We start from the raw sequence: 14,425 nt of genomic DNA, 5'->3' as shown, positions 1-14,425 counted from the left end.
CTGGGCTTTTGACCGTCACCGGCGCACGGGAACCAGTTCTTGCTCCGGGCTTGACACCGGTGATCCCGGGCCTCGCGAGTCTAAGCTGACCGCGACGCCGACGATGCTGAACAAGATTGAGGCCAAGACTGCAGTAAACGCGGGGCTCGCGATGGAGTCCACCAGGAAGAAGAGGAGCGCCCCAGCGCCAGCAGTGCCTACCCAGCGAACGTGGGCCTCGAACCGGTGGCGCTGGAGCCTACGAAATCTATTCCAGGAACAGAACAACGCAAGACCGAATGCGATTGCTCCGCTCCAGCCTGTCTCGCCGATGAGCGAAGGCCAGAATGTGTCAGTTAGGAATGCCCCACTGCCGTGACCTTCCGGCGAAAGGCCATAGATGAAGGAATACCCGCGGGCAACGTATTCGGGGCTATAAAAGAGGGCCGCGGTGTAACTACCGAAACGTCCAAGCCCCACCCCAAAGGGAAAACTTGCTGCAGCGATGCTGAAAGCGTCCACAGTCATGACAGTCCGGGCCGTGGCCAGCTCGGCAGCATCAGTCAAGTAGTCAGACGCTATTCTAGCAACGACGCCACCGAAGAAATCGCCGCTGACCACGGCAACGATCGGCAGTATGAGAACAACGGCGATGACGAACCCAACCCTTGAGCGACCCCGGACCCAAATGCTTGCTAGTCCGGTGCCCAGCGCCACCCAGAGTCTCCTTCGGAACGCAAGAACGGAAAAAACCACTGAGGCGACTAGGAGCAGCGATGCCCCCCATCGGCGTTTCACCACGCTATTGTACGCCGCAGCCGCAATCGCAATCAATGCGGTTACCGAGGCAAACGTGGAAGGGTGAGTGAATGGCCCTATTAGCGACGCTTGGCCGAAACGATTATCGGCTCTCCCTGTACCTGAGAAGGTAGCAGTCCACGATTCCGGCGCCAACAGGTTGACAAATCCCATAGAGAGGACAGCGACGGCAATAATGGATCCGGCCCGCAACGCGACTCTGATGTCCTGGGGATTCCAATCTACCTGCGCAACGGCATAGCTCAGCAAGAACCATTTCAGGAGAAGAATTCCACCCAGGGCAGCGACCGTTGGCGGCACGGCATGGATGATAGAGCCTGCAATTCCGGCGACGACAACCAGACCTAACCAAGAGAACTCATTCATGACGCGCAACGGCCGTCCGCTGGCAAGTCGTTTTATTGGGAACACCGTCAGAGCGAACGAGACGAAAGCCTCGTCTAGCAGACTCGCTTGCTCGAGACCGGTATGAAGCACAATGGTGTCACTGAATACCGACACCAGGACTCCCAATAAGACAAACTGTTTCGGCCATTTCGCCGCGAGGACGAAGCAGGCCACTGCGGCTGCGATGATCATAGCCAACATCATCGAGTGGCGGCCCAGATGCGAGGAACCGACTGAGCCATTGATCGATGCGCAACCGATCGTGCGATTTCCTCGGGACTCAAAGCGCGTAGGTTGGAGAGTCCATCCGCTAGTCCTGAAGCGCTGTCTTCACACCGCATTCCATTCAATCCGTGAACGATGACTTGATCTGGATCAGCGTTAGGCGAAGCAACGACAGGAGTTCCAACTGCCATTGCTTCATACAGGACTACCGGGCTACCCTCAAATCGGGAGGTCATCAAAAGCGCCGTCGATTGCTCCAGTTGCGCGGCAACCTCAGCCCGTGTCATAGCGCCCAACAGTCGTACCCTCTCTTCCAGGTTACGGGATCGAACCGACGCATCCACTTGAGAGAGCAATGAGCCGTCTCCAATCATCACCAGTTGCCAGTCTTGTCGGGTACGCCGAAGGAGTTCGCTCAGGACCTCCAACGCGAGCAGAGGGTCTTTCGGGCTTTCCAGACGCCCTACCCACAAGATCTGTTTCTCACGTCGCTCGCTACTGCGCAGAAAAAACTCTTTGTCGTTGTACCAGGTGAATGCTCGCATCACGTTGGGGTATCTCGCACTGTAGTACTTTGCGCCTACTCCGCTGAACACGACTGTAGTTCCGGATCGTTTCAATGCTCGTGATTCGACTAGTCGGTAAGCGCGAGGTGCGTGACGCCAGAAGCTGTCGCTGGTCGAACCCGTGTACGCGAGCGGATGAGTGTGGGCGAACATCACATGCTTCTTCCGACGAACGAAAGAAGCAACGAAAGCTAATTCGAAACGATGCGCCTCGATGGTCGTTGATCGCGTAGAGAGCAGCAGGAGCGGCAACAATGCTCCTATAGCCACACGTACTGAGTGAGGAACTATCGCCCGGCGGTCCATAGTGTGCAAGCGTGCCACCGGCATAAAATCGAAAGTACGATCGCCGATCGTTCTAGAAACTATCCGAAAAAGCGGGCTCGCTCTGCTGACTCCTAGTACAAGCACACGTTGGTCGTCGGGTGCTCCGGCAAGCAAGTCTCGGAGCACAGAGTCTACGCCACCGGCGGCAGGACTATCCGGATCGATCTGATGCGCGACTATACGGTCATAGCGGCGTCTGGGCATGACGTGCGGTTCCTTGGCTGGAGATGATGTCGGCGATCTTTCGGGACGCGGAGCCGTCACCATAGGGGTTGGTAGCTCCACTCATAGCGGCGTATGCATCCGCGTCGTGGAGTAGTTTCCAGGCAGTAGAGAAGATCGATTCTTCGTTCGTACCCACCAGGCGCAGCGTACCGGCCTCGACGCCTTCTGGGCGTTCCGTTGTGCTGCGCATAACTAGCACTGGCACACCCAGCGACGGTGCTTCTTCCTGAATTCCACCTGAGTCGGTGAGGATAAGCACACTCCGTGCCATAAAGTTGTGAAAGTCGACGGCGTCCAGGGGCTCTATCACGCGGATGCGATCGTGGTTGCCGAGGATGTCATCTGCATCGCGCCGCACGCGTGGGTTCATGTGCACCGGAAATATGAATTTGGCGTCGCGCGTCGCATCGGCCAAGCGTCGAATCGCCCGGAACATCGCCCGCATCGGCTCACCCAGGTTCTCGCGCCGATGCGCCGTGATGAGGATCATCCGTGATTGACCTACCCACTCCAGCAACGGGTGAGCGTAGTTGACGTCGACCGTGGTCTTCAAAGCGTCGATCACGGTGTTGCCCGTGACGAACACATTATGCTCTGGTTTGCCTTCTCGGAGCAGGTTCTCCTTCGCGGTTCCCGTCGGCGCAAAGTAGTACTCGGCGACGACATCAACGGCAAGCCGGTTGAATTCTTCGGGGAACGGCGCGGTCAGGTCACCGGTGCGCAATCCCGCTTCGACATGCCCAACGGGCAGCCGAAGATAGAATGCCGCAAGCGCCGCTGCGAAGCTGGTCGTGGTGTCGCCATGGACGAGAACCAAGTCGGGCTGTTCACTGGCCAAAATCGGGCGAATGCCCTTCATCACTTCGGTGGTAACGTCGAGAAGATCTTGCCCGTGTTTCATTATCGACAAATCATGATCCGGGATGACACCGAAAACGTCCAAGACCTGATCGAGCATCTGACGATGTTGGCCGGTGACGCACACTACTACATCAAAGACATCCGACCTGGATTTCAGCTCGTTGACCACGGGGCACATCTTGATCGCCTCTGGTCGAGTACCGAACACGAGCAAAATCTTCATCATGCCTTTTCTCCTAGATCCTTGATATTTGCGATCTTTGCCGTCGTTAGCATGATCAGAAATCTGATGTTACCAATGATGTAGCGCTTACCTAGCCTTCTAGGCTCTCTGAGCATTCGGAAGAGCCATTCTAAGTGCGTCCGCTGCATCCAAGCTGGCGCGCGCGGGATCAAGCCGGAGATGACATCAAAAGAGCCGCCAACCCCCATGAAGACAGAGCTGATGTTTTCTCGCCGAAAGAACTCGATCAGCTGCTCTTTCTTGGGCGAGGTGACCCCGACGAAGACGATATCTGGCTTGAGCGCGCGAAGCATCTGTGCGACTTGCGGGTACTCGCCTTCCTCGAAGTATCCGTCACGAGCACCTACTATTCGGATGCCAGCGTATTGTGACTCTAGGTTTTGGCGGGCCCCGTGAACCACATCGGGTCGCGCGCCCAGCAGGAATATCGAGTATTGCCGCTCGACTGCTAACGCGCAGAGGTGCTGCATCAAATCAATCCCGGCCACCCTCTCCGGTACGTTCACGCCCAGCCATTTGGCGGCTAGCACCATCGACGCGCCGTCGGCGTTCACAACTTCTGATCGCTCTACGACATCAGCCATCCAAGGCATCGCTCGAATCTGCAATAGCTTATCGGCATTGACACCCATCAGGTGCGCGAATTGTCCACTCTCAATGTATTGTTCTGCAAGACCAAGAGTCGCAGACATGTCTAGCGGCGATATGGGAACATCTAGAACGCGAACGCGGGAAGGGGGGGTCATTTGAAGATTAGCCTTAGTCGTTGGGGCAGGGACAAGACGTAGCGCAACAACCTCAATATGCGCCAGAAGGAAAGGCCACGACTCGAATTGTGCGTACGATGATGAGGATGTCGCCCACTAGCGACCAATTCTCGACGTAGTAAAGATCGAGCCTGACGCTGTCATCCCAAGACAAATCGCTACGGCCGCTCACCTGCCACAGCCCTGTGATGCCAGGCTTAACCAGCAGACGACGGCGCGTCCATTGATCATATCGTTCGACCTCGTGAGCCAAGGGCGGGCGCGGTCCGACCAACGACATTTCGCCGCGCAGGACGTTCAGGAGTTGCGGTAGCTCGTCCAGGCTGTATCTGCGTAGCCACGCGCCGACGGCTGTCACGCGAGGATCTGCGTGCATCTTGAACAAGACCCCGTTTCCGTCTGATTGATCCAGTAGGCCCGGCAGGCGGTCCTCCGCGTCGGCCACCATGGATCTGAACTTGAGCATTTTGAAGCTCTTTCCGCCGAGCCCAACGCGGTCTTGGCGAAATAGGACGGGGCCGGCGCTGTCGCGCTTCACCACGACGGCGAGGATCAGAAAGACCGGGCTGAGTATGATCAGCCCGATCAAACTGGCGATGATGTCGGATGCTCTCTTGACGACGCGTCGCCCTCCGGTGAAGCGCGGATGGTCCACATGAATGAGCGGCATCCCTGCCACAGGCCGCGCGTGAATCCGCGGACCGGCGACATCCGTCAGCGAGGCCGCAACGATCAAGTCCACCCGACGCTGGTCGAGTTCCCAGCCAATTTCGCGTAGGCGCCGGGGAGAGATGCGGTCTGCACTCACCATGATGAGCGTGTCTGCCCCCTCCGCCTGAACAACGTCAAGGATGTCCTCGTATGAACCGAGTACCGGGGCGCCGCCGGGCAGCGCCGTCGGTGTGCCGTGCTCGGTCACGACACCCGCGATGTCAAAACCGACGAAAGTGTCGCGCGTCAATGAGGAGATGACGTGCTCGACCTTGTTGCGCTCGCCGACGACGACGGTACGATGCATGTTCTTCCCCCGACCGCGCTGCGAGTGCAGGCGGCGTCGCCAAAACCAGCGTGACAGCAGCAGCAGCACTAGGCCGAGAGGCAACGCGATCAGCAGGTACCCGCGTCCGATGTCTGCCTTCAACAAGTAGGCGACTATGGCGAGTGCACCGAACAGAAACAGCGTCGAGTTGACCACTCGTTTGTACTCTGTGGGCCCTACGCCGAAGACCGTCGGATGTCGGGTATCACCAACAGTGAGCGAGAACAGCCACGCTGTGACGAGCCCGGCGGAGACCATCGCGTAGGTCACCGCGAACTCGTCGTATCGCGGAAGCGGCACCTGCAGTTCCGCGAGGGTCGACCCGAACCGCACTGCTTGTGCGCCGAATACAGCGATAGTGACGACGACGACGTCCGTGACCAGCAGCTTGCGTCCGTACCGGACCTCCCAAGCTGGGGTGCCGACGCTCATCGGTGAACACCGTCAGCGGTCAAACGGTCAGCGTCCACGATCACGCGCTCAACTCCGAGCTCATAACACTCTCCCCCACGTCGTACTCCCCCGAAGGTCTCTCAAGTCTGAGAACAGAAAGTTCAGCCGCTGGCGCCCTCGGCGCCAGTTCCGTCGCCGCCACCGGGACCGGAAGGCGGCTGCGTTGGCTCCGGCTCACTCGGCATCGGCTCATCTGGCGGAGGTTGCGTCGGTGCGGGCCCGGGAATCGATGGCCGCTGCGGGCGGGACTCGCCCTCGATTTGCTCGCGCTCTACCCTCTGACGTTGCTCTTCGCGGACGCGATCGGCGTATACCTGAGCGCCAACCAGCGCGAAGACGGCGTCACGGTATTGCGCCAGTGCCTGCCGGCCGAGGTCGGTTCGCAGGTCAGCTGCAGCGACAGCGCTGGCGGCTGCGGTGACAGCATCCTTGTACTTGGGCGAAGCGTCGGGATGATCGGCGATCATCCTCTCCGCCGCGGTGCGAAAGCTCCCCGCGAACACTCCCAGTTGCGCCGCGAAGGCAGCCTCATGATCGCGCAGATGGGAGCGTACGTCTCGCAGCGCGGCGGTCGCGCTATCGACATCGGCCAGGTGCTGCTGCGCCCGATCGATGGCGGCGCCGACATCCACCAGTGAGTCGTCATCGACGGTGCTGTGTTCGTAAGGTTCCGGCAGTGAAGGCAGTGCGATCGCAGCCAGCTCGCTGCGATACGTGTCGATCGACGCTGACACCTTCTCGAGCGCAGCGGGGTCGATGATGTCGATACGTCCGGCAGCGTCGGGCACCTCGGTCTCACCTGGCGGGATGTCGGCGGGGTCGGGTGCTGTGGCGACGGTCGGCAGCGCCGCACGCAGCGCCTCGGCGCGCGAATCCGCCTCGGCCACGTCGTCGGCGATCTGCTGTCGAGCGGCAGCAAGGGTGGCCTCAGCGCTGGAGATCGTCTTCTCGTCGGCGGCGAGCGCCTGCAGCGCGTCGTCCGCGGGGCTCGCCGTCGCCGCCTGCACCGCTCCGACGACGGCCGTCGTCGCCACGGCAACGGCGGCCAGGCCCGCAACTGCGACGTTCAGCAGATCTACGCGTCGGCGGGCTCGCGAACCGCCGGCCGATTTTGCTGCAGTGGCCGCCACCCCTGCCGGGCGTCGAGCGGACTCGTCAACGAGAGCAGAGAGCGCGTGGCGATCTGACACCCGGTGCGTCACCTCGAGGTCGCCGCGGCGATCACCCAGCAGCGCCTCGAGCTTGTCCCCTACCGCACCGAGCTGCTCTACACCTCGCTGGCTTCCGGAGTCGCTCGTGCGCTTCCCGTCGGGAAAGAGATCGCGCAGTGTCGCCATGAAGCATGCCTCGGGTCGGTGGTGAAAACGTCCGAGCGCGCGTCAGAGCGGCGCGGGCGAGCCGATAGTCTCTAGGTTACCCGGGGAGACAGCCTCTTCGTGCCCATTCGGGAGCTTCATGGACTTTCATGACATCGTTCGCGCGCTGCGACGCCAGTTGATCGTGGTGATCGCCGCGACCGTCATCGGTGTGTGCGCCGGGGCAGTGACAGCGCTGCTGACCCCGCAGCGCTTCGAATCGTCGGTGCGACAACTGGTCTCCGTCGACCCCGGAACCGCGGCGACCTCGTGGGAACTCGCACAGGCGAGCAGCTATGCGGTGCAGGTCAGCGAGAGTTATCGCAGCATCATCACCAGCACGCTCGTGCTGCAGCCCGTGGTCGACGACCTCGGCCTCGACCTCACCCCTGCCGAGCTCGCCACTAATGTGCGCACGAGCATCGGCACACAGGGCGCGCTCATCACCACCACGGTCAGCGACCCGAACCCGGGTCAGGCTGCGCGCATCGCCAACGCCATCGCCGAGAGCTTCAGCAGTGCGATCACCGATGAGCTCGAGCGTCGCGAGCAGGCGACCGCGTTCAGCATCCGTATGGTCACCGTGCAGCCGGCTGTCGTGCCTACCTCTGCTGCTGCCCCCAACCTCCCGCTCTCGATCGCGCTGGGCGCTGCGCTCGGCATCGCCGCGGGGGTGGGTCTCGCGGTGCTGCGCACGGTGCTCGACCGTCGCATTCGCACACTCGATGACGTCGATCGTGCGGTCGCGGCACCGGTCGTCGGCGGCATCACCTACGACCCCGAGGTTCGTAAGCGCCCATTGCTGGTCGCCACGGCGCCGAACGATCCACGCGCCGAGGCCTACCGGTCGCTGCGCACCAACCTGCGCTTCCTCTTCCCCACCGACGGCACCAGCGCCGTGTTCGTCGTGACCAGCGCCGGTCCGTCGGAAGGAAAGTCGACCACCGCCGGCAACCTCGCTCTCGCGCTCAGCGACGCCGGTTACCGAGTCGCCCTCCTCGACGCCGACCTTCGCAAGCCGCGCCTTGCGAAGCTGTTCGGCATCGAAGGAGCGGTCGGCCTCACCGAGGTGCTCATCGGGCGGGTCGCCGCGCATGAAGTCATGCAGCGATGGGGGCGGAACACTCTGTTCCTGTTGCCGGCAGGCACTACGCCGCCCAACCCCGCCGAGATGCTGGGGTCGCACGCCATGCAGGTGCTCATCGACGATCTCCAGGCGGCTTTCGATGTCATCCTCATCGATGCGCCGCCCGTGCTGCCCGTCACCGACGCTGCCGTCGTCGCCCAGCTCGCCACCGGAGTGCTGCTGGTCGCAGCCGCAGAGGTGACCACCACCGATCAGCTGGTCGCCGCCGCCGACCGCATCGAAGCCACCGATGCCAAGGTCGTCGGAACAGTGATCACCATGCTGCCGGTGCGCGGGCCAGACAAGACCGCCTACGGCACCTACGGCTACGGCGCGCACAGCGACCGGGCCGACGCCAAAGCCTGATTTTTCACCTTCCCCGGTGTGTGACAATCGACTGAGCTGGGGAAAAGAACCAAGGAGAACATTCGCGTGGAGCTTCGCGATTACGTCCGCATCCTGCACAAGAACTGGATCCTCCTGGTGGTCCTGCTGCTCGTGGGGCTCGCCGGCGGTGCCGGATATGCGCTCATGCAGGCACCCAAGTACACCGCCTCGACGCAGCTGTACGTGTCTGTGCGCACAGAGGGCGCCGCGACTGGCGACCTCGTGCAGGGCACCACCTTCGCCCGGCAGATGGTGACCAGCTACGTCGACGTCGTCGACACCGCGCTCGTGCTCGAGCCTGTGATCGAGGAGCTGGGTCTCGACCTCACGGTCGCGCAGCTGGCCGCGCGGGTCTCGGCGAGCACGCCCCTGAACACCGTGCTGATCGACATCGCCGTCACAGAGGGCGATCGAGACGAGGCGGCCGAGATCGCCAACGCAATCGCCGAGAGCTTCGGCAGCGTCGTGCAGGGCACGCTCGAGCAGCCCACCGGCGCGGAGGCGAGCAGCCCGGTCACCATCACGATCACCGAGCCTGCCGTCGCGCCCATCGAGCCGACCAGCCCGAACGTGCGCATGCTCATCCTGCTCGGGGGTCTGCTCGGCTTGGCGCTCGGCGTCGGACTCGCCATGTTGCGTACGGTGCTCGACAACCGCATCCACACGCTGCACGACCTGGAAGACATCACCGACCGCCCGATGCTCGGCGGCATCGCGTTCGACCCGGATGCGCAGAAGCGTCCGCTCATCGTGCACGCCGACCCGCGCAGCCCGCGCTCGGAATCGTTCCGCACGCTGCGCACCAACCTGCAGTTCCTTGACGTCGAAGGCGGCGCACGCACCTTCGTCGTCTCGAGCGCCGGGCCGGGCGAGGGCAAGTCGACCACCACCGCCAACCTCGCGATCGCGCTCGCCGAGACCGGCGCGCGCGTCGCGCTGATCGACGGCGACCTGCGTCTGCCGCGCGTGGCCGACTACATGGGCCTCGAGGGCGGCGTCGGCCTCACCGACGTGCTCATCGGCCGCATGGATGTCGCCGATGCCCTGCAGAAGTGGGGAACGAATGAACTGTACGTGCTGACGAGCGGACGCGTTCCCCCGAACCCCAGCGAGTTGCTGGGTTCGGCCGCGATGAGCCAGGTGCTCGATCCTCTCGGCGAGTACTTCGACTACGTACTCATCGACGCTCCCCCGCTGCTGCTCGTGACCGACGCCGCCGTGCTGGGCAAGAAGACGCGTGGAGTGATCCTCGTGGCGGCATCCGGCAAGACGAAGAAGCAGGAGCTCACGGGCGCGGTGCGCAGTCTCGCCACCGCCGGCGTGGAGCTGCTGGGCACCGTCGTAACCATGCTGCCGACGAAGGGACCCGACAGCTACGGCTACGGCGCGTACACCTATGGTGCGACGCATGTCGTCGACCAGGCGAAGCCGACGCTGAGCAAGAAGCAGGCGAAGCCGAAGCGGCGGGCGCGGGCGAAAGCCGGGGCAGGGGCGCGCTGAACAGGCGTCACGGCACGAGCCCCGCGAGCGCGACCTTCCGTCGAGCACGACCTCTTAGACTCGGGCACATGCCCCGCCCGCGCCTGTCGCTTCTGACGGTCCTCGCTCGCGTGCTGCTCGTGCCGTACACGGTCGCGCTGACGCTGATCGTCTGGCTGCCGGCCACCGCGGCGTCGAAGGTCACCGGCGTGGTGTTCCGCATCGCCCGGTTCGTGAGCGCACACACCGACGTCTCTTTGACCACCAGCTACGCGGTGTTCGAGTTTCTCGCGAACATCGCCCTGTTCGTGCCGCTCGGCCTGCTTCTGGTCGCGGCCTTCCCCCGCGCGAACGCCTGGGTCGTGCTGCTGATCGGGTACTCGGCGAGTGCGACGATCGAGCTGGTGCAGACCCTGCTGCCCAGCAGGTATCCGACTCTTTCCGACGTGATCGCGAATACGCTCGGGACTATGATCGGGTGCCTTATCGCGCGCGTTTTCGTTCCACGCCGTGCGCCGCGCTCGACGCGAGACAATCTGGCGAAATAGTGATTGCGTTACGCGGGTAACCCGGTAGACTGCAGACGCGGCATGGGAACCGCACGTGGATGGGGATCCACTTTCAACTGGGGATGATCTGGGGAGATCATGGGGACGCTGAACGTCGGCTGCGCCGCCGGAGACATCGACCGTCGAGTCGAGCATCCGGCACTGGTTGCGCCTTTCGCACGTCCCTACCCCACGCTCCGCGCCCCGCCTGACACCGGCTGACACAGCCGGCACAGACCGCGGGTGCCGCTGGGGAGCGTCACCCGTACCGCGACCGAGGTCGCGGAGCAGCGCCGGCCCGTCGGCGCTGAATCGAGCACGCCGTCTGCGGCGGTGAGCTCCGAGGAAATCTGGGGAGAATGTCGCACTGGGGTATGCGAACATAAGCGGCTCGCAGCGCCGCGTCGCCGGCTCAGCCGCGCCGGCGACGCCGCCGACCCGCAGCGGTGCAGGCCCTCGAGCCTGCACCGAGTCACGAGCCTGCGCGCGGTGCCCGACGTCGTCGTGGCACCGCGCGCGCCAAGCGCTTCGTGCTGCGCGGACGCCGCGCGACACGCACGAAAAAAGTGCTCTCAGACGTCTATGCAGCATCTGCACTGTGCGCTACTGTGAGCGACATCCGAACTGCAGGACAGTGAACATCGTCTGGGGCGATGAACACAGCGTGATGTGGGATCACGTGTTCTACGACGTCACAAGGGGTTGTGATGACGGATGCCCGTGCGCGCTCGCACACGGTTACTGGGGAATGAAACTGGGGAAGCAATGTCGCACTGGGGTATGCGTGCATGCATTGCTCAGGGTGCACGGACATGACGTCCGTGGAGAACGCCCTGAGCTACACGCGAGAAGAAACGGTCGTCGTCTCGACGCCGGTCCCTCGCGTTCGGGTCGAGACGAGCACCGCGGCCATGCCGCGCGTCTCGCCATCGCTGGAGCATCGTCTGCAATGGGAACGGGCGTACCGCGTCCGCCTCGGAGCGACCGATGCCGCCGTGATCGTGATCGCCGCAGGCATCACGGCCGGCACCCAGCTCCAACTGGGTGAACCGCCCGCGCATGTCGTGTTGCATGGTGCGCTCATCGCAGTGGCGTGGTTCGCCATGCTGCTGGTGATGCGCACCCCGCACGCGGCGCTGTTCCGCACGAGCGCAGAAGAGTACCGCGGCATCGCGCATGCTTCGGGGCTCGCGATCGGCCTGGTGGCCGTCGCAGCCGTGCTCTTCGACTGGGACTCGATGCGACTCACCGTGCTCGTCACCCTCCCCTGCGGGCTGCCCGGCCTGCTGATGAGTCGGTGGGCGTGGCGGCGCTGGCTTCGCAGCCAGCGCCGCCATGGCCGACTCACTTCGCGCACCCTCGTCGTCGGCAACCGCGACGAGGTCGAGTACGTCGCCTCGGTGCTCGCACCGCTGGGCACAGCCGCCGGCTACCAGGTGGTGGGCGCCACGCTGCTCGACGAGAACGCTCGCGAGCTGAGCTTCGGCGGCGCCCCCGTTCCGGTGCTTGGCAACCTCAACACGGTCGCGCAGGTCGCCTCAGACCTGAGCGCCGACACGATCATCGTCGCCGGACGCCCCGAACGGGACCCCGACTTCGTCAAGCGCCTGGGCTGGCAGCTCGAGGGAACTGCGGCCGAGCTGGTGCTGTCGAACCGGCTCGCCGACGTCGCCGGCCCGCGGCTGTCGTTCGCCCCTGTCGACGGGCTGCCTCTCATCAAGATGCAGATCCCGACCTACGAGGGTGGCCGGCATGCGCTCAAGCGCGTGCTCGACATCGTGGTCGCCGCTTTCGCCCTCGTGCCGATCGTCGTCATCACGCCGCTGCTCGCTCTGCTGATCAAGATCGACTCGCCCGGTCCGGTGTTCTTCTTCCAGGAGCGCGTCGGCCGCGACGGCCGGCGGTTCCAGATGGTGAAGTTCCGCTCGATGCATCCGGATGCCGAGGCGAAGCTCGCCGCGCTGAAGGCCGCGAACGAGGGCTCCGGCCTGCTCTTCAAGATGAAGAACGACCCGCGTGTCACCCGCGTGGGCCGGGTGCTGCGCAAGCTCTCGCTCGACGAGCTGCCGCAGTTCTGGAACGTGCTCGCCGGCGAGATGAGCGTCGTCGGTCCCCGCCCGCCACTGCCCAGCGAGGTCGGCGACTATGACGGCACGATCTCGCGCCGGCTCTACATCAAGCCCGGAATCACCGGCCTGTGGCAGGTCTCGGGCCGCAGCGACCTCAGCTGGGACGAGAGCATCCGCCTCGACCTTCGCTACGTCGAGAACTGGTCGGTGATCACCGATCTGCAGATCATGTGGCGCACGGCGCGCGTGATGTTCGGATCGAAGGGGGCGTACTGATGACTCTCATCGACCGCGTCAGCGGATCCGTCGTCGGGTCGCTGATCACCGGCATCCCTTACATCGACATAGACGGCACCCCGGTGCACATCGTCGACGACGAAGATGCCCGTGGCATCATCGCCGATGCAGCGAGCCACCTCAGCACCCGCCCGCTCGCGGTGGTGTCGATCAACCTCGACCATGTGCATCATTTCGGTCTGTCGCAGTTGCGCGCGCGACACCTGGATGCTGAACCCGTCTCACCTGAGCTGGAATGGCTGAACCTCATCGACGGTGCGCCGATCGCCGCACACGTGCGGCGCATCAGCGGAGTTCCGTGCCCGAAGCTCTCGGGCAGTGACCTCATCGGTCCGGTGCTCGACGATGCCGCCGATGCCCGACTCTCGGTCGGGGTGATCGGCGGGATGCCCGAGGTGACGGATGCGCTTCAGCGTCGCCTCGACGTCGACTGGCCGCAGCTGCGCTTCGCCGGGCACTGGACGCCCAGTCGCGAAGAACTCGCCTCACCCGTCGAGTCGATGCGGATCGCTGCCGAGATGCGTCGAGCCGGCGTCGATGTCGTACTCGTATGCCTGGGCAAGCCGCGACAGGAGCAGTGGATCGCCCGGTACGGGGCGACCACCGGCGCCGGCACCCTGCTCGCCTTCGGAGCCGTCGTCGACTTCCTCGCCGGGCGCGTCTCGCGCGCCCCGTCGTGGATCTCGGATGCTGGCATGGAGTGGGCCTGGCGGCTCATGCTCGAACCGAAGCGACTCGCCCGGCGCTACCTCATCGAGGGGCCGCCGGCCTACCTCGCCGTGCGCCGATCCGCCGCCTAGTCGGAGCGATTGGTCTCACCCGCACGATCACCGTGCAGGCGACGACTCCTCTTCATCAGCATCCACGCCACTGCCGCACCGATCACGGCACCAGCCGCATTGGCCGCGATATCGCGAACACTCGACAGCCGATCCGACAGCTGCAGCTGCAGCAGCTCGGCGACGAACGACACGGTCACTGAGAGCAGCACCGCAACCCAGGCGCGACGCAGCAGAAGCGCAAGCAGAAAGCCCAACGGAATGAACAGCACCACATTCGCCGGAACCTCGAGCCACCCCTGGCGGAAGTCCTCGACGCCGAGATCATGCTGCACCCACGCCACCAGCGCGCCGAGGATGCGCCCGGGCCCGATGGGCGAGAGCAGCAGCGCACAGGCGGCGAGCAGATACGCGGCCAGCGCCCAGGCTGCCCACCGCGGGCGGGGCTCGGGCGTCGGCATGCGACGAGTCTCGCACACGGACCGCCAGGCCA

12 protein-coding genes are annotated in these 14,425 nt (G+C 63.9%); 5 read left to right on the top strand and 7 right to left on the bottom strand.

The genetic code is table 11. The features are described 5' to 3' along the window. Positions 1-15: 15 nt before the first annotated feature. The 6 genes from ACWIDW_RS09945 to ACWIDW_RS09920 form a co-directional block, all read right to left on the bottom strand. Positions 16-1,377: a hypothetical protein gene (locus tag ACWIDW_RS09945; protein WP_454124926.1), complete on the bottom strand. Its 1,362-nt coding sequence runs from the start codon at positions 1,375-1,377 to the stop codon at positions 16-18. 8 nt (positions 1,378-1,385) lie between these two features. Beyond that, positions 1,386-1,955, bottom strand: coding sequence for a glycosyltransferase (locus tag ACWIDW_RS09940; protein ID WP_454124924.1), 570 nt, complete (start codon positions 1,953-1,955; stop codon positions 1,386-1,388). Between the two features lie 532 nt (positions 1,956-2,487). Continuing rightward, positions 2,488-3,615, bottom strand: a complete 1,128-nt coding sequence (gene wecB / locus ACWIDW_RS09935; RefSeq protein ID WP_454124923.1) for a non-hydrolyzing UDP-N-acetylglucosamine 2-epimerase — start codon at positions 3,613-3,615, stop codon at positions 2,488-2,490. Beyond that, complete coding sequence (locus ACWIDW_RS09930) at positions 3,612-4,325, bottom strand: WecB/TagA/CpsF family glycosyltransferase (RefSeq protein WP_454124921.1); 714 nt, start codon at positions 4,323-4,325, stop codon at positions 3,612-3,614. Before ACWIDW_RS09930 ends, wecB begins: the two co-directional genes overlap by 4 nt. A gap of 106 nt (positions 4,326-4,431) precedes the next feature. Beyond that, entirely contained in the window at positions 4,432-5,871 is a 1,440-nt protein-coding gene (locus tag ACWIDW_RS09925; protein ID WP_454124920.1) for a sugar transferase, read from the bottom strand. A gap of 122 nt (positions 5,872-5,993) precedes the next feature. Continuing rightward, on the bottom strand, positions 5,994-7,229 hold the full coding sequence (locus ACWIDW_RS09920; protein ID WP_454124919.1) for a hypothetical protein: 1,236 nt from the start codon (positions 7,227-7,229) through the stop codon (positions 5,994-5,996). Positions 7,230-7,347: 118 nt separating this feature from the next. Between ACWIDW_RS09920 and ACWIDW_RS09915 the strand changes: the two genes are divergently transcribed. From ACWIDW_RS09915 to ACWIDW_RS09895, 5 genes are all read left to right on the top strand, one after another. Continuing rightward, positions 7,348-8,739 (top strand): polysaccharide biosynthesis tyrosine autokinase, encoded by a 1,392-nt coding sequence (locus ACWIDW_RS09915; protein WP_454124917.1) that lies wholly within the window; start codon positions 7,348-7,350, stop codon positions 8,737-8,739. A gap of 66 nt (positions 8,740-8,805) precedes the next feature. Further along, positions 8,806-10,260: a polysaccharide biosynthesis tyrosine autokinase gene (locus ACWIDW_RS09910; RefSeq protein ID WP_454124915.1), complete on the top strand. Its 1,455-nt coding sequence runs from the start codon at positions 8,806-8,808 to the stop codon at positions 10,258-10,260. A gap of 68 nt (positions 10,261-10,328) precedes the next feature. Next, positions 10,329-10,787, top strand: a complete 459-nt coding sequence (locus tag ACWIDW_RS09905; protein WP_454124913.1) for a VanZ family protein — start codon at positions 10,329-10,331, stop codon at positions 10,785-10,787. Between the two features lie 812 nt (positions 10,788-11,599). Next, a complete protein-coding gene (locus ACWIDW_RS09900; RefSeq protein ID WP_454124911.1) occupies positions 11,600-13,132 on the top strand; it encodes a sugar transferase in 1,533 nt (510 codons plus the stop codon). After that, positions 13,132-13,953, top strand: coding sequence for a WecB/TagA/CpsF family glycosyltransferase (locus ACWIDW_RS09895; protein WP_454124910.1), 822 nt, complete (start codon positions 13,132-13,134; stop codon positions 13,951-13,953). The genes ACWIDW_RS09900 and ACWIDW_RS09895 overlap by 1 nt, the downstream gene beginning before the upstream one ends. On the opposite strand, the gene ACWIDW_RS09890 is transcribed toward ACWIDW_RS09895, so the two are convergent. Then, positions 13,950-14,393 carry a VanZ family protein gene (locus tag ACWIDW_RS09890; protein ID WP_454124908.1) on the bottom strand — a complete coding sequence of 148 codons (444 nt, stop codon included), beginning with the start codon at positions 14,391-14,393 and terminating at the stop codon, positions 13,950-13,952. The two genes, ACWIDW_RS09895 and ACWIDW_RS09890, sit on opposite strands and share 4 nt — an antisense overlap. Between the last annotated feature and the right edge of the window lie 32 nt (positions 14,394-14,425).

The organism is Microbacterium sp. NPDC055312 (genome assembly GCF_053645675.1).
The sequence above is the reverse complement of the archived record's forward strand: the minus strand, read 5'-3'. Positions and strand labels throughout refer to the sequence as shown.

Bases quoted from the DNA above. Each gene is read 5' to 3' on its own strand.
- ACWIDW_RS09945 (WP_454124926.1), bottom strand. From the start codon at position 1,377: ATGATCATCGCAGCCGCAGTGGCCTGCTTCGTCCTCGCGGCGAAATGG.
- ACWIDW_RS09940 (WP_454124924.1), bottom strand. From the start codon at position 1,955: ATGCGAGCATTCACCTGGTACAACGACAAAGAGTTTTTTCTGCGCAGT.
- wecB (WP_454124923.1), bottom strand. From the start codon at position 3,615: ATGATGAAGATTTTGCTCGTGTTCGGTACTCGACCAGAGGCGATCAAG.
- ACWIDW_RS09930 (WP_454124921.1), bottom strand. From the start codon at position 4,325: ATGTCTGCGACTCTTGGTCTTGCAGAACAATACATTGAGAGTGGACAA.
- ACWIDW_RS09925 (WP_454124920.1), bottom strand. From the start codon at position 5,871: ATGAGCGTCGGCACCCCAGCTTGGGAGGTCCGGTACGGACGCAAGCTG.
- ACWIDW_RS09920 (WP_454124919.1), bottom strand. From the start codon at position 7,229: ATGGCGACACTGCGCGATCTCTTTCCCGACGGGAAGCGCACGAGCGAC.
- ACWIDW_RS09915 (WP_454124917.1), top strand. From the start codon at position 7,348: ATGGACTTTCATGACATCGTTCGCGCGCTGCGACGCCAGTTGATCGTG.
- ACWIDW_RS09905 (WP_454124913.1), top strand. From the start codon at position 10,329: ATGCCCCGCCCGCGCCTGTCGCTTCTGACGGTCCTCGCTCGCGTGCTG.
- ACWIDW_RS09900 (WP_454124911.1), top strand. From the start codon at position 11,600: ATGACGTCCGTGGAGAACGCCCTGAGCTACACGCGAGAAGAAACGGTC.
- ACWIDW_RS09895 (WP_454124910.1), top strand. From the start codon at position 13,132: ATGACTCTCATCGACCGCGTCAGCGGATCCGTCGTCGGGTCGCTGATC.
- ACWIDW_RS09890 (WP_454124908.1), bottom strand. From the start codon at position 14,393: ATGCCGACGCCCGAGCCCCGCCCGCGGTGGGCAGCCTGGGCGCTGGCC.